13 protein-coding genes are annotated in these 17,693 nt (G+C 41.9%); 2 read left to right on the top strand and 11 right to left on the bottom strand.

Features of this window, described 5'->3' with window-relative positions; all coding sequences use genetic code 11:
- Positions 1 to 122: 122 nt before the first annotated feature.
- The 3 genes from ettA to RG47T_RS17960 all read right to left on the bottom strand — a co-directional run bounded on the left by ettA (position 123) and on the right by RG47T_RS17960 (position 2,907).
- On the bottom strand, positions 123 to 1,805 hold the full coding sequence (ettA, locus tag RG47T_RS17970) for an energy-dependent translational throttle protein EttA (protein ID WP_074490847.1): 1,683 nt from the start codon (positions 1,803 to 1,805) through the stop codon (positions 123 to 125).
- A gap of 199 nt (positions 1,806 to 2,004) precedes the next feature.
- Positions 2,005 to 2,526: a protease gene (locus RG47T_RS17965; RefSeq protein ID WP_074490846.1), complete on the bottom strand. Its 522-nt coding sequence runs from the start codon at positions 2,524 to 2,526 to the stop codon at positions 2,005 to 2,007.
- A 135-nt stretch (positions 2,527 to 2,661) separates the two neighbouring features.
- Positions 2,662 to 2,907 (bottom strand): hypothetical protein, encoded by a 246-nt coding sequence (locus tag RG47T_RS17960; protein WP_074490845.1) that lies wholly within the window; start codon positions 2,905 to 2,907, stop codon positions 2,662 to 2,664.
- Positions 2,908 to 3,536: 629 nt separating this feature from the next.
- Between RG47T_RS17960 and RG47T_RS17955 the strand changes: the two genes are divergently transcribed.
- Positions 3,537 to 6,071: an ATP-dependent Clp protease ATP-binding subunit gene (locus RG47T_RS17955; protein ID WP_074490844.1), complete on the top strand. Its 2,535-nt coding sequence runs from the start codon at positions 3,537 to 3,539 to the stop codon at positions 6,069 to 6,071.
- Between the two features lie 235 nt (positions 6,072 to 6,306).
- Here the strand turns inward: RG47T_RS17955 and RG47T_RS17950 are convergent, their stop codons facing one another.
- Positions 6,307 to 7,518, bottom strand: coding sequence for a carboxypeptidase-like regulatory domain-containing protein (locus RG47T_RS17950; RefSeq protein ID WP_171972559.1), 1,212 nt, complete (start codon positions 7,516 to 7,518; stop codon positions 6,307 to 6,309).
- A gap of 488 nt (positions 7,519 to 8,006) precedes the next feature.
- On the opposite strand from RG47T_RS17950, the gene RG47T_RS17945 reads away from it, so the two are divergent.
- Positions 8,007 to 8,750, top strand: coding sequence for an AAA family ATPase (locus RG47T_RS17945; RefSeq protein WP_091691021.1), 744 nt, complete (start codon positions 8,007 to 8,009; stop codon positions 8,748 to 8,750).
- Positions 8,751 to 8,767: 17 nt separating this feature from the next.
- Here RG47T_RS17945 and recN read toward each other — a convergent pair whose 3' ends face one another.
- From recN to RG47T_RS17910, 7 genes are all read right to left on the bottom strand, one after another.
- Positions 8,768 to 10,426 (bottom strand): DNA repair protein RecN, encoded by a 1,659-nt coding sequence (gene recN / locus RG47T_RS17940; protein ID WP_074490841.1) that lies wholly within the window; start codon positions 10,424 to 10,426, stop codon positions 8,768 to 8,770.
- Between the two features lie 83 nt (positions 10,427 to 10,509).
- Positions 10,510 to 12,606: a M56 family metallopeptidase gene (locus RG47T_RS17935; RefSeq protein WP_074490840.1), complete on the bottom strand. Its 2,097-nt coding sequence runs from the start codon at positions 12,604 to 12,606 to the stop codon at positions 10,510 to 10,512.
- A gap of 5 nt (positions 12,607 to 12,611) precedes the next feature.
- Entirely contained in the window at positions 12,612 to 12,995 is a 384-nt protein-coding gene (locus tag RG47T_RS17930) for a BlaI/MecI/CopY family transcriptional regulator (RefSeq protein WP_074490839.1), read from the bottom strand.
- 72 nt (positions 12,996 to 13,067) lie between these two features.
- A complete protein-coding gene (porD, locus tag RG47T_RS17925; RefSeq protein ID WP_074490838.1) occupies positions 13,068 to 13,967 on the bottom strand; it encodes a type IX secretion system protein PorD in 900 nt (299 codons plus the stop codon).
- Entirely contained in the window at positions 13,964 to 15,166 is a 1,203-nt protein-coding gene (gene coaBC, locus RG47T_RS17920) for a bifunctional phosphopantothenoylcysteine decarboxylase/phosphopantothenate--cysteine ligase CoaBC (RefSeq protein WP_074493564.1), read from the bottom strand. The genes porD and coaBC overlap by 4 nt, the downstream gene beginning before the upstream one ends.
- 432 nt (positions 15,167 to 15,598) lie before the next feature.
- Positions 15,599 to 15,955: a DNA-directed RNA polymerase subunit omega gene (locus RG47T_RS17915; RefSeq protein WP_074490837.1), complete on the bottom strand. Its 357-nt coding sequence runs from the start codon at positions 15,953 to 15,955 to the stop codon at positions 15,599 to 15,601.
- A gap of 30 nt (positions 15,956 to 15,985) precedes the next feature.
- Entirely contained in the window at positions 15,986 to 16,912 is a 927-nt protein-coding gene (locus tag RG47T_RS17910; protein ID WP_074490836.1) for an outer membrane protein assembly factor BamD, read from the bottom strand.
- Positions 16,913 to 17,693: the final 781 nt, after the last annotated feature.

Below are 17,693 nucleotides of genomic sequence, written 5' to 3'. Positions count from 1 at the left end.
AGAAAACGCGAGAGTGAAAATCTGGTAAGATAAATTTATAATTAACGCAGAAAGCCGCTCTATTTGAGCGGCTTTCTGCGTTAAAATTCGTAACGACACAATACCTTGTGTCGCTCATGTTGTTATCCTACCAATTTTTTGTACCGCAACCTTTTGGGTGCAATATCACCTAAACGTTTCTTGCGGTTTTCTTCGTAATCAGAATAATTACCTTCGAAGAAGTAAACCTGCGATTCACCTTCGAAAGCAAGAATGTGCGTACAGATCCTGTCAAGGAACCAGCGATCGTGGCTGATGACTACGGCACAGCCTGCAAAGTTCTCCAGGGCTTCTTCCAAAGCACGTAATGTATTTACGTCGATATCGTTGGTCGGCTCATCCAATAGCAATACGTTCGAGCTTTTCTTTAAGGTAATGGCCAAGTGTACGCGGTTACGCTCGCCACCGGATAGTACACCAACTTTTTTCTGCTGATCGGCACCGTTGAAGTTAAACTTGGATACATACGCACGGGAGTTAATCGCTTTGTTACCCAGCATCATATTGTCCAGCCCGTCGGTTACGTTTTCCCATACCGATTTCTCCGGGTCAAGGTCATCATGGTTTTGATCCACATAACCCAGGGCTACGGTATCACCTACACGGAAAGTACCGGCATCCGGTTCGTCCTGGCCGGTAATTAATCTAAACAGCGTAGTTTTACCCGCGCCATTTGGGCCGATGATACCTACTATGCCGTTCGGCGGCAATGAGAAGGTAAGGTTGTCAAATAATATTTTATCGCCATAGGCTTTGGTTACACCGTTGGCCTCAATTACCACATTACCCAAACGCGGGCCCGGCGGAATGAACAGCTCCAGTTTGTCTTCTTTCTCCCTTGTTTCCTCCGAAGCCAATTTGTCATAGTTTGACAGACGTGCTTTACCTTTAGCATGGCGGGCTTTTGGTGCCATACGTACCCACTCCAGCTCGCGCTCCAAAGTTTTCTGGCGTTTGCTTTCGGTTTTCTCTTCCTGGGCCAGGCGTTTTGATTTTTGCTCCAGCCACGATGAGTAATTGCCTTTCCAAGGGATACCTTCACCACGGTCAAGTTCCAGGATCCAGCCGGCTACGTTATCCAGGAAGTAACGGTCGTGGGTTACAGCGATAACGGTTCCTTTGTATTGTTTTAAGTGTTGCTCCAGCCAATCTATAGATTCTGCATCTAGGTGATTGGTAGGCTCATCCAATAAAAGCACATCTGGTTCTTGTAATAGCAGGCGGCACAAGGCCACGCGGCGGCGCTCACCACCAGAGAGTACGCTAATCTTGGTGTCAGGTTCCGGGCAGCGCAAGGCATCCATAGCACGCTCCAGTTTGGTATCCAGTTCCCAGGCATTTACAGCATCAATTTTATCCTGCAATACACCCTGTCGGGCCATTAGTTTATCCATGGCATCGGCATCTTCGTAAACTTCGGGCAGGCCGAAGCTTTCGTTAATCTCTTCGTACTCTTTTAGTATGGCGGTAATTTCGGCCACACCCTCTTCTACGATTTCGCGTACTGTTTTTTCAGGATCGAGGATAGGCTCCTGGGCTAAGTAACCAACCGTAAAGCCCGGTGAAAACACCACTTCGCCCTGGTAGGCTTTATCTAAACCGGCAATAATTTTTAATACCGATGATTTACCCGAACCGTTTAAACCAATAACACCAATTTTGGCGCCATAGAAAAACGACAGGTATATATTTTTGAGTACTTGTTTTTGAGGCGGGTAAACTTTATTTACACCGGCCATCGAGAATATGATCTTTTCGTCTGCCATTTTTAGATTTATGAGATAGTCCCAAATATCTGTTTTATAAGTTTGGATTACAAGAGAGCCGAAAGGATTGCATAAAAATTAAGGCGATTCGAATACAATAGCAAAAAAGATGGTATAGCAATGTTGAATACTTATACACTAACACATGGACCAGAAAGGGCATCATTATTCTATCCTTTATAGCATATTTAGGAGATAATTATTTCTTCAAATAAACAAACGACACCGTTTGTTCACTTACCAAGCCACTCATGTTTTGGCCAACATAAGTGATGGTGTATTTGCCGGGTTGGGTTATGGCAAAACCTTTTAGCAGATCAACGTTGCTGGTCATGCTATCTTTGGGGTTAACTTTAATGTAGCTGCTTACGGGCGGCGGCATAATTCTTTTGGCCATTGCGCCGCGATAATCTGCTTCGGTGCCGGCTTCGTTTTTAACCTCCAGGTATTTGCTTAGCAGCGGCTCAAATGGGGTATGCCATTTGCAAAACTGCTGTGTGCTGTCGGCCGGGTTATGTACCGTGAATTTCAACAATACAGAATCGCCCACGTTAATGGTGTCTTTGATCTGCATGTTTACAAAGAGGGCTTTGCTGGCATTTTTTGCGGTATCGTTGTGCGATAAGGAATCTGTTGTGTTAGTGCTGGTGGTTTTCGAATTAACGTTACATGCTGCCAAAGCTAGCAGGGCAGCAAAGCTTAATAATTTGTAGTTTTTCATAAAGTTATAGTTTCTGAGTGTGCTATGCACGCCTTAAGTACAGACGTTGCCCGGAGTTGTTTTGATACAGAGTCGCTATGATTTCTTGTTTTCACACGCAACACACGTGGGTTAGCAACGTTGACCAACCGGCGGCTATATATTTCTAAGCTTTATTTCTTTTTTCAGGTCATTCCAATTGTTGAGCAAAACAATTAAAAGGGGCAGTAAAGCAATTGGGGTAACTATTAATACGCTAATCCCTTTTTTTACGGATAATAATAGGAGGGCAAAAAACAAAACGAGTAATAACCCGGCAAAAACTAGGGTAATTGCTTTTATCTTTTTTTCGTTTTTAAGTAATTCTTCGTTACTAAGATCGGAAAGGGTTTTTTTTGTCATTTAGTTTTTTACTATTTATGAGCTCAAGGCTACTTATGGTGCCAATCGGGGCAATATTAATGTTTTACTTCTTTTGGTTACATAAAATAGGAAGAAGTATTTGAATCAAATATATATACATTTTTTATAGGCTTGAAAGTCAATAATATAAGGTCTTATGTAACATTATTCCGACATTCTACGTCAACTATAGTAGAATAGTGTCCCCATTTACAGCTGTATTTTACCCGGCCCTGCAACTGCGCATAAGTATATATCGTATATCATAAAATAAGCACTATGCAATGACTTTGTTAATGAAATGTGGAAATGTATAAAACTTGTATGCCTTAATGTCATATTTAATGCCGAAATTGCTTATACACACAAGGGACATAAGGTTTATGTCATTATAGAATAAACCATTTTGTGAATAAATACTCAAACAGGTAGTTAAATGTCAAAAAACTATCTTTTGATGAATAATAATTATCGTTTTAAAGCAATATTTAATAGATTGCCCATCAATAAAGCGAAGTATCGGTAGCGGTTAAAAAGTTGGCAATATTGTTGTAATTACTATTTATCCGCACCTGTATAGAACAAACCAGATCAACAGGGCGTTTAACAATTAATTTGAAAGGTATTTTATGGAAGCTAAATTTTCGCCGCGTGTAAAAGACGTTATCTCGTATAGCAGGGAAGAGGCTTTACGCTTAGGCCATGACTATATAGGTACAGAACATCTTTTGCTCGGGCTTATCCGCGACGGAGACGGGATAGCTATCAAATTGCTGAAAGGCTTAAATGTTGATACATCCAGGTTACGCCGTGCCGTTGAGGATGCCGTAAAGGGCACAACAGGTACAAATGTGCACATAGGCAGCATTCCGCTAACTAAACAGGCAGAGAAGGTATTAAAGATCACCTACCTGGAAGCTAAAATATTTAAAAGCGACGTGATTGGTACAGAGCATTTGCTGCTGTCCATTCTGCGCGATGAAGATAATATAGCATCACAGTTATTGATGCAGTTCCATGTGAACTACGAGATATTTAAAAGTGAGGTAGAAGCCCACAAAAATAATATCACAGACGAAATGCCAGGTTCATCAACCGGCGGCGATGATGACTTTAAAGAAGAAGAATCATTTAGCCAGCCTAAAAAGGTGTCTGACATTAAATCAAAAACACCGGTACTTGATAATTTTGGACGCGATTTAACCAAGGCTGCCGAAGATGGCAAGCTTGACCCGATCGTTGGCCGCGAAAAAGAAATTGAACGCGTGTCGCAAATTTTATCACGCCGTAAAAAGAACAACCCGATCCTGATAGGTGAGCCGGGTGTTGGTAAATCTGCCATTGCAGAAGGGCTGGCATTACGTATCGTACAGCGTAAGGTATCAAGGGTGTTATTTAACAAACGCGTTGTTACGCTCGATTTAGCTTCATTAGTGGCAGGTACCAAATACCGTGGCCAGTTTGAAGAGCGGATGAAAGCCGTAATGAACGAATTGGAAAAATCACCAGATGTAATTTTATTTATCGACGAGATACATACTATTGTTGGTGCCGGTGGTGCTTCTGGGTCATTGGATGCCTCAAATATGTTTAAACCTGCTTTGGCAAGGGGCGAGATACAATGCATCGGCGCTACAACGCTTGATGAGTACCGCCAGTACATTGAGAAAGATGGCGCGTTAGACCGTCGTTTCCAAAAAGTAATGGTAGAGCCTGCCACGCCAGATGAAACCATCGAGATATTAAACCGTATTAAGGAAAAATATGAAGAGCACCATGGTGTAACTTATACCGACGAAGCTATTAAAGCATGCGTTGCTTTAACTGCACGTTACATTACAGACCGTTTTTTACCAGACAAGGCTATTGATGCTTTGGATGAGTCGGGCTCACGCGTTCACTTAACCAACATCCATGTGCCTCAAAACATTTTGGATATTGAGTCTAAAATTGAACAAATTAAAGTGGAGAAAAACCGTGTGGTTCGCAGCCAGAAATATGAAGAAGCTGCTAAACTGCGCGATACCGAAAAACACTTGTTAGAAGAATTAGAACAAGCTAAAGGTGTTTGGGAAGCCGAAACAAAATCTAAACGTTATACTGTAACCGAAGATAATGTGGCCGAGGTTGTTGCCATGATGACAGGTATCCCGGTTCAAAAAGTTGGACAAGGTGACAGCCAAAAATTATTGCATATGGGCGAAAGCATCCAGAACAAAATTATTGGTCAGGAAGATGCGGTTAAGAAATTAACCAAAGCCATACAACGTACCCGTGCCGGACTAAAAGATCCTAAAAAGCCAATCGGTTCGTTCATATTCTTAGGCCCAACCGGTGTTGGTAAAACAGAGCTTGCCAAAGAGCTTGCCCGTTTTATGTTTGATACCGAGGATGCGCTGATCCAGATAGACATGAGTGAATACATGGAAAAATTTGCCGTGTCTCGTTTAGTTGGAGCGCCTCCGGGTTACGTAGGTTACGAAGAAGGCGGGCAGTTAACAGAAAAAGTACGCCGTAAACCATATGCTGTTGTATTGCTGGACGAGATTGAAAAAGCGCACCCGGATGTATTCAACATCTTGCTGCAAGTGTTAGACGAAGGTCAGTTGACTGATTCATTAGGCCGAAAGGTTGATTTCAGGAATACGATCATCATCATGACATCAAACATTGGTGCCCGTCAGTTAAAAGATTTTGGTCAGGGTGTTGGTTTCAGCACTTCGGCAAAAACTACACAAGCCGATGCACACTCAAGAGGTGTTATTGAAAACGCTTTACGCCGTGCATTTGCGCCGGAATTTTTAAACCGTGTTGATGATGTGATCGTGTTTAACTCTTTAACCAAAGAAGACATCTTCAAAATTATCGATATCGAGTTGGCTAGCTTATTCGGACGTATCAACAGCTTAGGCTACAAAATTGAGCTTACGTTGAATGCTAAAGAAGCCATTGCCGAAAAAGGATATGATTCGCAATTTGGTGCACGCCCATTGAAACGTGCCATCCAGAAATACCTGGAAGACCCAATTGCAGAAGAGATTCTAAAAGGTGAAATGAACGAAGGCGATACCATGGAGGTTGACTTTGACAAGGAAACTGAAGCCATTAAGATTGTTGCCCGTACAAATGATGAAGGCAAACCTACTGAAGAAGAGCAGAAGTAGGTTAAAGTTATAGCTTAAAATATGAGGCCCGCTACGATTAAGTAGCGGGCCTTTTTTATGTCTACATCGTCGTGCCGAAACAAGCAGCATGATATTTTCTATTTTAACATTTATTCGCCCGTCATCCCGAACTTGTTTCGGGATCTCACAGGACAGGTATGTGCCATACAGGTAGTAAACTTAGCAGTGGGATGCCGAAACAAGTTCGGCACGACGGGTTGTTATAATCTACAAACTATTGCGGTGGCCCCGATGGCTCATAATCAATAGGCAACATGCCCGATACCCGGTTTTTGCCCCAGGCACCTTCTGTAACAATGGATAGCGGGTTCATAATGTGCCCGTTGTCATCAAAATAAACACGAGGTTCTGAGAATGTCAGGATGCTAGTCGAATAATTAGGCGTATCAGTGGGGCGATACACCAAAGAGTTCGAACTGTTATCAAGCGTTTTGGTGTACATTACATATAGGTAGTCGGTATACGTCATCACATATACACCGGTTTGGTTGGTACGTTTAACCAGCATAGATGGGTATACCGGTGGATCTTTAACTACAGAAAAGATAGTTTTAGGCAGTCGTTTCAACCGCTCCAAATTATAAAGCGAATCTTCTGATGACCGCGTGAAATTGCCAATGGTATTAAAATAAGCCATTCTAGATTTGATCTCTTCATCAGATGGCCGCTTCGGATTTGGAATTTTCACCATCTGGAGTGCCTTAAAGCCATCGTCCTCGGCCCGGTTATGCAATGCTGCCTTCAAAAAGTGCTGCATCGAACCATAGTAAGCCCTTTCGCGGGCCTTTTTATAACGCTCTACCTGTTCAGGAGAACTGGTTGGCAGATCCTCAAACAATACAGATCCCTCATAAAAGATCATGCTCTTTTTGTAATCCTTATTAAAGGCGCTTAACAGGTATTTTACCCGGTAGCCTAACGCCCGGTTTTCAATCTCGATAAAATCTGTACTGGAACCAATAAGCTGATTCTTGCCCTCGTCGAAACGTAACTTCACTACGTCTGGATTCAGGATCTTGCATTGCTTAGAATCCGGCCCTTCGCCTAAAAGTTCTGTCTTAAATATTTCATAATTCCTAAACCACTCTGCATCGGGCTTAATAATAACCTCTTGCAGGTTGATGCTTTTGGGTAATAATTCTATAGGGGGAATGGTTAGGTTGGCATTGCTCACCATTAGCGTAATCTGGTAGGTTTCATAACCAACTATAGATGCCACCAGGTCGTATTGCCCGGGCTTAACATTGCGTAACACAAATATGCCGGTAGTATCTGTCCTGTTACCAACAGACGAATTACTCAATATCACACTGGCATAACCTATTGGTTTGTGTGTAGTAATATCAGTAACCTTACCGGTAATAGTTACCTGCCCAAACACTACAAACGGGAAAAATATAAGCAGAAACAGGGTACACTTAAACATACTGCAAAATAACTGCAATATTAGATAGTTAGTATGAAGAGGGGATGAGTTTTGATTAATAATATGTAACAGGTTAGTGAGATAGGGATTAAGGCGAGTAATTATATATGCCTTGCCATTGCTGTACGATGCAATTTCATCGCCCATCTTGTTATTTAGAACGAAGGTCGTACGTACAAAAAAGTTATAAAATATTTGTCATTCAGAACGCAGTGAAGAATCTTCTTCAATACAATATCATTAAAAGATATTTTGAAAACGAAAGGGTAGTGTTAGTCGGTAAATGCAGCCCCGTCTTTCGCTCATACTGCACAAGCCTTAGCCACAATGGCCTGTATCCGCTTCAGCCGGGTTTATTATTAAACGTTTGCCGGCATTGTAAATGCCCAACCGATTAAGTACGCGTTGCAAACGTGTTTAAATGGAATTAAAGGAATGGATTAAAGCTTTGTATATTTACATAACAGGTACCTGCAAAACGCATCACAATGATTTCGAAGGGGGAGTTAAAAGATATTTACTTTAATAAAGGGGATGTTAACTTAAATAGCTATCCCTTTTCGCTCCCGTTTTTCAAGAATGCAGATAAGTTGAAAATTCATCCGCAGGTTACCTTTTTAGTGGGCGAAAATGGTGCCGGTAAGTCTACATTGCTCGAGGCAATTGCTGTGGCTTCCGGCTTTAATCCGGAAGGAGGCACAGCTAATTTTAATTTTGGTACCCGGCAATCGCATTCTGAACTGTACAAGCATATAACTACATCGAGGGGTACCTACCGGCATACCGATGGTTTTTTTTTAAGAAGCGAAAGCCTCTTTAATGTAGCAACAGAAATTGAAAAATTGGATGCCGAAGGTGGTGAGCCCTTTATTATTAATTCATATGGAGGCACATCATTACACGAGCAATCACACGGTGAATCTTTTTGGTCCATTTTTTTGCACCGGTTTAGGGGAAATGGATTTTATATTCTGGATGAGCCCGAAGCTGCCTTGTCACCATCACGCCAAATGGCCATGCTTATCAGGATGCATGAACTGATTGCAGAACGATCGCAATTTATTATCGCAACACATTCGCCAATACTTTTGGCTTATCCCGATTCCCTAATTTATGAGTTTAGTGATAATGGTGTACAAATACGCAGTTATGAGCAAACCCAGCTATTCCAGTCATACAATGATTTCTTTCGCGATCCTCCGTATGTGGTAAAGCAATTGCTTGGTAGGTAAGTATCTTTTTATTACATCTAACTGTTCAACAATTCCCTCGCATTTTGTAACGCACTTTCACCAGGTTTATCGCCGCTTAGCATTTTGGCAATTTCGGTAATACGCTCCTGTTCGGTGAGTTGTTTAATGCGGGTTTTGGTAATCTCGGCTTCATCGTCTTTGTAAACAAAGTAATGGCTGCTGCCTTTACTGGCAATTTGCGGCAGGTGGGTAATGGTAATTACCTGTAGGTTTTGAGCAAGCTGCTCCATAATTTGCCCTACTTTGTTGGCTACCTCGCCGGAAACACCGGTGTCTATCTCATCAAAAATAATAGTCGGTAAAGCGGTGTAGCGTGCAATGAGCGATTTAATGCTCAGCATTAAACGTGATAACTCACCGCCCGAAGCTACTTTGCTCATCTCTGACAGCGCGTGCCCTTTATTGGCGGTAAACATAAAGCGGATCTGGTCGGTACCGGTATTGCTCAGTTCAGTCAAAACTTTATGTTCGATATTGAGCACTGCATTGCCCATGCCCATTTCGGCGAGGGTTTGCATTACCTGGGTTTCAATATCGGGGATGGCAGCAACACGATTGTTGGATAACCGGGCTGCCAGTTCTTCCAGTTCCTGCTTTTGCTGGGTTATTTCTTTTTGTAGCTGCTCAATGGCATCATCGCTAAATAATGCTTGTTGTATTTTTTCAGAGAGCTCATTTTGTAATTGCAGCAGTTCGGCATTGGTATTTACACGATGCTTTTTCTGTAGGTTGTAAATGAGGCTCAGGCGGGTATTTACTTCTTCGGCACGGGCTTCATTGGTTTGGGTATGCTGTTCCAACTGATCTGTTTCTGCCGAAATGTCTTTCAGCTCAATGATCACGCTGTTCAACCTCTCTTTTAATTCGCCAATGGCTGCGTTAAATTTTTCGAGCGATCCCAATTGCTGTGCTGCTTCTTTCAGTTGTAAAAGTGCTGCTGCTTCGCCATCCTGCATCAGGTAATTAGCACCTAACAGGTTACGCTTAATTTCTTCGGCATTGTTAAGGGTATACAGTTCTTGCTCTAAGGGTTCCTGCTCATCGGCATCCAAATTTACTTTTTCCAGTTCGTCGTACTGAAACTGGTAGTAATCCAGATCGGCTTTGGCTTTATCGCTTTCGGCAATTAATTGTTGTAGTTGCGTGTTTGATTTTTTATATCGGCGGTATTTAGTCTGATAATCGGTTAACAGCGCTTCGTGCTTCGCAACAGCATCAACAACTAAGAGTTGAAATATGGGATCATTAATCTCGGCCGTGGCATGCTGCGAATGGATATCAATCAGTTTTTCGCCAACCTGCTTTAACAAAGTAAGGTTTACAGGCGAATCATTAATAAACGCCCGCGATTTACCATCAGCAGAAATTTCACGCCGAAGGATAGTTTCGGCATCATAATCCAGGTCATTCTCCTCAAAAAAACTTTTAAGGTGCAGGAAACCCGCAATACTGAACTGACCTTCTATAACGCATTTTTTTTGCTGGTTAAAAAAGTAGCGGCTCTCGGCGCGTTGCCCCAATATGAGCGACAATGCCCCTAAAATAATGGATTTACCTGCCCCGGTTTCGCCGGTTAATATGTTTAAGCTGCCATCAAAACTGATCTGCAGGTTATCAATTAAAGCGTAATTGTTTATACTGAGCTGTTTAAGCATAAAAAAGTATCCCCGTTTTGAGGATACTAAATTACAAAATCAATATTTAAGGAAAGGGATTATCTTGCTATTAGTTTTAGTATTTATGGTTTTGTAGGTGCAGGTGGTGCCGGGGGTACAACCATTGGTGCAGCTACCGGTACCGGAATAGCAATTGCAGCAGGGGCTGTTACCGGCGTTGGTACATCAGGAGGTGTTGGTATATCTACATTAAAGTTGTCGTTAAAATCCCAGTTGGCAGCTTTCATGCTGTTTTTCCATTCTTCTGCACGTTTTTTAAACTCAGGGCTGTTGGTGTATTCCCGCATTTTTTCGCCCAGGGCTTTCATCTGCTGTTGCAGCTTTTTAACCTCGGGGTTAGCAGTATAGGCACGCATCTGCTCGCCTAGTTTACGCATTTCGTCCTGCTGTGATTTTATGCGCGGATTGTTAAATGCCCTGCGCATACTATCGCCCATGGAGCGCATTTTTTCCTGAGCTGCTTTTCTTTCGGGAGTGTTAAAGTGGTTACTCATCTGCTCGCCTAGTTTTGTCATGTCATCGCTATAACCTGTTACTTCGGCCGGGATGTTTTTCTTTAATTCAGCCTGGTATTTATCGTAGTTTTCATCGCGCTTGTAGCCGCTGCTCGAGTAATTGTAGTTTTCGGGGATGCCATACTTTTTCATCAGTTTGGCATTCATGGCCTTAAACTCAGGGCTGTTATAATAGGTATCCATTTTTTTGCCAATGGCTTCCATTTGTTTGCCTATTTTTTCGGGCTCGCTGTTATCGCCATAAGCAGCTTCAAATTCATGGCTTACTTTCTCCTGGCTGTCTTGTATTCTTTTTAAATCCGGATTGTTGTAAAATGCTTCGATCTCTTTGCCTTTACTTTCCAGGCCTTGCTCTAATTTCTTAAAATCAGCACTGCCATAATATTTATCCAGTTGTTTGCCATACTCGTCCATTTGCCTACCCATAGCCTCCAGTTTAGGATCTTCCATGCCGGTTGAATAGTAATAGGTTTTGCCATTTTTGGTATAAACCCTTACTCCCTTAGCAGCAACATGGCTTTTATGCGCTACTGTTGCTTTAGATGCTTTTGCACTTTTTTTGCTGGTATCGCTAATTGAGTTCAGGCTATTGATGATGCCCGAAAAATTGGTGATTTTTACAGACAGTTTGCCGCTGCCTATGGCGGGGTTTAACCAGGCTATGCTGGTAATGCTACCCAAAAGTATAGTAAACGCCAACACTACATGACGGATGTTGGTCATCGGTTTTTTAGTTTTCATAATACGTTCAATTCTGTTAAGTAAATGATATTTTTTACCTGTGGCAGCCAAAGCAAGCGGCAGGTAGCGCACATTGTTTTGTTCGATCTTTAAAAGCGCCTGTGCATAAACCAGGGGTTCGCCGGTAAGGGCAACAACCATATCGTCGCAGCTATTTTCGCGTTCCTGGTTTACAATGCGGTTCATTAATAAAACAAAAGGATTAAAGAAAAGAATTACCGACATTACATGCTGCAGCAAGTTTACGAGGTAATCATTACGTTTTACATGGGCAAGTTCGTGCAGTAAAATGGCTTCTACCTCTTTGGCCGAAAGGTAGGTAGAGAGCGACAATGGCAACAGTATCAATGGTTTTAAATAACCTGTAACACAAGGTACATCAATACGGTTGGCATAGCTTACAATTACGGCACGTTTGTTATTAAGCATTACAGAGAGCTGGTTTAGCCGTTTTTGCAGTTGGCTATCGGGCACTGCGTTTTGCTTAAGTTGTTGCATCTGAAACCAGGCCGATGCTAAACGAAGCGTATGGAACAATAAGCCTATAATATATATAGTTGTAATATAAGGCAGGTAACGTTCTATGGTAACTTCGTAACGCTCGTTGGCATGGGTAATTTCTTTAAGGGCAGTAATAAGCGGCAGGTGTTGTGGCCCATCTGTTACTGTTTGCGCAGTAAGTTGCCAGGTATAATTTGCAGCTTGAGCAAACAGCGTGTAGATGAACCAGCCTGTGGCTGTAAAAAGTGCGGTTACTGTAGTTTTATATTTTACCGCTGCAGATAGCCTGACGATATCTGCCAGAAAAATGCGCAATAGCAAATAAATTACCAGGCACTGCCACAGCGAATGGATAATACTTACCGCAAAAACTTCACTTAAATTATGCAACAACGTTTCCATAACAATTATTTTTCAGGGTTTTCAAATTGGTTAAGGTAGTTCTTAATAGCCTCTATCTCACTTTGCGATGCCCGGTGCGTACCCAATGCCTGGATCACCAAATCGGCCGTTGAGCCGGTGAACACAGTATTCAGTATTTTGTCGAGCGCGCTTTTCTGGGCATCCTTACGGGTTACCAATGCTTTGTAGACGTGTGTTTTGGCCGATGTGTTACGCTCGACCAAACCTTTTTCGTGCATTATTTGCATTAGCTTTAAAGTAGTAGTGTAACCCGAGTCTTTTGTCTTGGCTATTTCTTCATGTACTTCGCGTACGGTACAAAGGCCTTTGTGCCATAACACTTGTAAAATTTCTAGTTCTCCCTCGGTTGCTTTAATCTCGCTGCTCATATGTTATACGAATTTCTTCGTACAAATATCTACGATAAGTTTCGTATATGCAATAGGTATTGAAAAATATTTTTAATTTTTTTGTAAAGCTTGGTATTTGGGCCCGTTAGATGGGTCGGCCTGTATTAGTATATTGTATGCGGCCAGTTTTTCGGCAGGTGGGGCACCGCTGTAAACACCAACAAATTCATCTTCTTTGGCTGTAAAAAACAAAGTTGGCAGGGTAGCGCCAAGGCGTTGCCGGTCTAACTGGGTTAGTATGGGTAAAATGCCGTCGATGTTCCGTCGGGCCATTTCGGCATTATCCACCATCAGGTCGAGGCCTTTGCGGTGGTAGTCATAATAAAAGCTGCGGAGGGGGATGTAGGTTTTATTCACCAGGTTTTCTGACAGCCAGTAGCGGTTAAAGTTATTACTGTCGAAAGCTTTCCAGCCACTATAAGAAGTAGTTTGTGCATTAATAACCACGTTTTGCGCATTGGCAAAATAAGGTGTGCCGCCATAGCGCGAAAAACTGTCATAATCAAAGCCCAAAATGATATAGGCATAATAAGCCATTATCGAACTTAAATTACTCTGAAAATTCTGGGCATTAAAATCGATGGTTTGGCCTTCGGTATAAGTAAAATCAATATCCTTATCGTTGATGCTGAAAAGAGTAGTGGTGTAGGAGGAGTTAAAAACCGGTCGGCTGGATTGTACCTGCAGTTCGCCGCTAAAGGCACTGCTGCCATCCCACGAGGTAATGTTTAATAAGAAGTTGCAATCAATTTTTTCAGCCGGGCCAATCTGGTCGGCGCTCCATTTGCGGCCATTTAAAAAATCCTTCATCGCGTTTTCCAGCGTTTGAAAGATGCGCTTATTGGTAGTCTGAATTTTGGGCGAAAGTACCTGTACCCGTGCGTTCAGATCCTGGGCAGCTAAACTACCCGTTAAGCAAATTAAAATGGCTATTGCAAACAGCTTTCTCATGCCAGTATCAGTTCGGTTAGTTTGGCGCAAATATCCTGGGCCACCTGTATTTTACTTTTTAAGCTATACGTGGTTTTCTGTAGTTTGTTATCAATAATAGTAATTTTGTTGGTATCTGTTTTAAAACCGGCTCCTGCATCGTTTAACGAATTAAGTACAATAAAGTCGAGGTTCTTTTTTTGCAACTTGGCAATAGCATTTTCTTCTTCATGGTCTGTCTCCAGTGCAAAGCCTGCCAGCACCTGGTCGGGGCGTTTCATCCCGCCTAATACCTTTAATATATCAACCGTTTTTTTTAGTTCGATGTGCAGGTTGGTATCTTGCTTTTTAATTTTTTGAGGCTCGGTATATACCGGGGTATAATCGGCCACTGCAGCGCTCATTACACACGCTTTGGCTGTTTTAAAATGCAGCTCGCATGCCTTCAGCATTTCATCGGCCGAAGTAACATCGTACCGGTTGATGTTTTTGGCATGAATAACTTGCGAAGTTGGGCCAGCAATCAGCGTAACATTAGCACCCATTTCTGCCAGTTCATTGGCAATGGCAAAACCCATTTTTCCAGACGAATGATTGCCGATATACCGTACCGGGTCAATAGCCTCATAAGTAGGGCCGGCAGTTACTACAATATGCTGATTGGCCAGCAATAGTTTTTTGTTAAGCGACGCGGCTAAAAAATCAATAATATGTTCGGGCTCGGCCATACGGCCTGCACCGTGTAAACCACTTGCCAGTTCACCACTTTCGGGCGCGATCATGATATTACCGAAAGATTGCAGCCTGTTCACATTATCCTGTGTTGCCGGGTGCGCCCACATATCCAGATCCATTGCCGGTGCAAAGTATACCGGGCATCTGGCCGAAAGGTAAATGGCAGTTAATAAATTATCACATTGTCCGTTTGCTATTTTGGCCAGCGTATCGGCGCTTGCAGGGGCAATTACCATCATGTCTGCCCAAAGGCCCAGAGCTACATGGTTATTCCATTCGCCGGTTTCGGGTGCGAAGTAATTAACCAGTACCGGTTTTTTAGATAGGGTAGATAGTGTAAGCGGGGTAATAAAGTCGGTAGCGCTATTGGTCATTACCACTTGTACATCTGCGCCTTTTTTAACTAAAGCACGCACCAGTGTGGCCGATTTATAAGCGGCTATGCTGCCGCAAACACCCAGAAGTATCTTTTTGCCCTCAAGCATATCGATATTAGTATATTTCATTTCAAAGCACCCTTATTTCAAAGCACGGTTTAAAGATACCTAACGGGAGCGATACAAGCAAAGTTCATTATTGGGCATGTTTTGATTTTTGGTACAGAGATGCTGTGCGCCATTCCGCGTTAGGGATAGGAATGAAAAGCCCGGAGCGGAGCGAGGACTTGCAATGGATAGCCCGGCCCGAAGGGAGCGCCCGTAAAATAGAGTCAAGATATAAAATACGAGAATCAAGATAAAAGATGATCTGGAATTTTCTCTTTGATAATGATTGATACGTGGGGAAGGTTAAAACTTCGCAACCCCGCCCTAGCCCTCCCAGGGGAAGGACTATAATTTTACTTAAAAACCTAAATCTCCTTAAACAAAATAAGCCCCTCCGGATACCGAAGAGGCTGTTATATTGTAAAAACGAACTTACAATAGTTCTTTTAAGGCCTCTTTTTGAGGGTTACGATAGTATACTTTTTCCTCTAAAAACTCCTGGATAGCAACTAAAGTAGGTTTTGGCATTCTTTCGTAATGCTTAGAAATTTCAATTTGCTCACGGTTTTCGAAAACCTCTTCCAGGTTATCATTTGATGAAGCAAATTCAGATAATTTCTGGTGCAATTCTTCCTTGATGTTGTTAGAGATCTGGTTAGCCCTTTTAGACATGATCACGATTGATTCGTAAAGATTGTCTGTAGTTCTATCCAAATCGCGTAAATCGCGGGTTACTGTGCTGCTTGCTACAGTATGTTGCTTTGGTGTAGTATTGCTGGTATTGCTCATAATCTTTTCTATAAATCTTTTATTAACCTGTTACGGCATTTTTGTATTCCCGTTGCCTTTTTCAGACGGCGGTTGTGTTTTAACAGTATCTTTTTTGGCTAGTTTTTTGGCAAGCTTAGGGTCAATGGCGGCTTCTGCAATTAATGCTTTGGCGCGTTTGATACCATACTCACTATCTTGTTTAATAACTAATGCTTCGTGCAGGTATTTGCTTTGCGGGTATTTTTCTGCAAACTGGTCATAAAAACTCATTGCCTGTCCAAAACGTTCTTCCTGGCGGTAGTCGGTACTTGCTTTTGCGTATTTATATTGCGCCCTTATGGTCAGAAACTCCATCTCTTCTGCATATTTAGTATCCGGGTAATCGCGCAATGCATTACCGAATGCTATAACTGCCGATTGGAAATCGCCAATGGTTAAATACAACTTAGCATTAGCATAAGCTTTCTCTTCCAGTTTATCGCGCAGGTTTTGGATCAGCTTGCTAGCTTCTGCTACACGTTCACTTTTAGGATATAAGTTGATAAACAATTGCAGGGTTTCGATAGCCTTTAAAGTGTTTTCCTGATCCAGCGAGAATATAGGCGAATCGAGGTAGTAACAATAAGCTGCCATAAAACGGCATTCTTCGGCCCTGGCGCTGTTGGGATAGGTATCGGCAAAGTTTTTAAAGTGGTACCTGGCCGATGTATAATCTTTTAGTTTATAGTTGGTGTAAGCGTTGTAGTAAAAAAGATCCTCAGCCTCAGTTTGTCCGCGGTAACGCTGTGTTAAGCCGTCAAACAGGTCCAATGCTTTCGTGTATTCTTTTTTATTGTAATACTTCATGGCCTCCTGATACTTCTTAGCGTTATCATTACTGGCCTTAAGTTTTTCAAATTTGCTTTTGCAACTGCCCAATGCAAGTATACTGCATATAATTAAGCCTGTTAGTAGTGAGCGTTGTTGTTTAAACATCCTGCAAAGATAGTTGATTATTGTAAATGCGTCAATTATTTATTTGGGTACTAATATAGGTATGCTATTTTATGGCAATTAATAAACAGTGCGTATTTAACATCTTTTAACTAATGCCCGCTTTATACTATATATGCTGTGCTAAATGCACTATATATATAGTATAGCTAATAAGGTATGCCACCTTATTCGTGGTATTAGCGAGTAAGAGACAAATGTATTTTTAAGGGCATATTATATCAATGGATTGTAAGCGTTGGTAATGTTTACACTATTATATACATGGTATAAGTGAAACAAGTGTGTTGTTATATTACAGCATGCTTTTTTCTGTGGATGCTGATATGCTATATACTATAGTGTATTTAGGTAGATAATCTATTCCTGCATGGCTGAATGTGAATAACAGCCCCTTATATGTTAATATTAAAGTGCTTGCTAAAGATTTTAACATTGAAAAGCAGATGGTTATAAACAATTGATGTTAAAAACATGCGAAGTATTTGCAAAATCAAGAAGCTTGCGTACCTTTGCAGCCCGCTAAAGAGATAGCGGATTGTTCATTGAAGTAAAGTTAGAGCATGAAATTAAAGTTAAAGAAATGTTAAAAAAACATTTCGAGATTTAAATTGAAATGTTCATCTTTGCATCCGCTTCCGAAAGGGTGCGGCGTTCTTAGTAAGGCAGATGAAAAAGGGTGATTAAGCGGTCAGCGATGGCGGCAGAAAACCTGAAGAAAAGGCGGAATAAAAAACGTTTTTGCGCATCACAGAGGCTTTAG

Origin of the sequence: Mucilaginibacter polytrichastri, assembly GCF_001911425.1 — a bacterium.
In the GTDB taxonomy this organism is placed as follows: Bacteria; Bacteroidota; Bacteroidia; order Sphingobacteriales; family Sphingobacteriaceae; genus Mucilaginibacter; species Mucilaginibacter polytrichastri.
The sequence above is the reverse complement of the archived record's forward strand: the minus strand, read 5'-3'. Positions and strand labels throughout refer to the sequence as shown.

Bases quoted from the DNA above. Each gene is read 5' to 3' on its own strand.
- RG47T_RS17955 (WP_074490844.1), top strand. From the start codon at position 3,537: ATGGAAGCTAAATTTTCGCCGCGTGTAAAAGACGTTATCTCGTATAGC.
- RG47T_RS17965 (WP_074490846.1), bottom strand. From the start codon at position 2,526: ATGAAAAACTACAAATTATTAAGCTTTGCTGCCCTGCTAGCTTTGGCA.
- RG47T_RS17935 (WP_074490840.1), bottom strand. From the start codon at position 12,606: ATGGAAACGTTGTTGCATAATTTAAGTGAAGTTTTTGCGGTAAGTATT.
- ettA (WP_074490847.1), bottom strand. From the start codon at position 1,805: ATGGCAGACGAAAAGATCATATTCTCGATGGCCGGTGTAAATAAAGTT.
- RG47T_RS17930 (WP_074490839.1), bottom strand. From the start codon at position 12,995: ATGAGCAGCGAGATTAAAGCAACCGAGGGAGAACTAGAAATTTTACAA.
- recN (WP_074490841.1), bottom strand. From the start codon at position 10,426: ATGCTTAAACAGCTCAGTATAAACAATTACGCTTTAATTGATAACCTG.
- coaBC (WP_074493564.1), bottom strand. From the start codon at position 15,166: ATGCTTGAGGGCAAAAAGATACTTCTGGGTGTTTGCGGCAGCATAGCC.
- RG47T_RS17960 (WP_074490845.1), bottom strand. From the start codon at position 2,907: ATGACAAAAAAAACCCTTTCCGATCTTAGTAACGAAGAATTACTTAAA.
- RG47T_RS17945 (WP_091691021.1), top strand. From the start codon at position 8,007: ATGATTTCGAAGGGGGAGTTAAAAGATATTTACTTTAATAAAGGGGAT.
- porD (WP_074490838.1), bottom strand. From the start codon at position 13,967: ATGAGAAAGCTGTTTGCAATAGCCATTTTAATTTGCTTAACGGGTAGT.
- RG47T_RS17915 (WP_074490837.1), bottom strand. From the start codon at position 15,955: ATGAGCAATACCAGCAATACTACACCAAAGCAACATACTGTAGCAAGC.
- RG47T_RS17910 (WP_074490836.1), bottom strand. From the start codon at position 16,912: ATGTTTAAACAACAACGCTCACTACTAACAGGCTTAATTATATGCAGT.
- RG47T_RS17950 (WP_171972559.1), bottom strand. From the start codon at position 7,518: ATGTTTAAGTGTACCCTGTTTCTGCTTATATTTTTCCCGTTTGTAGTG.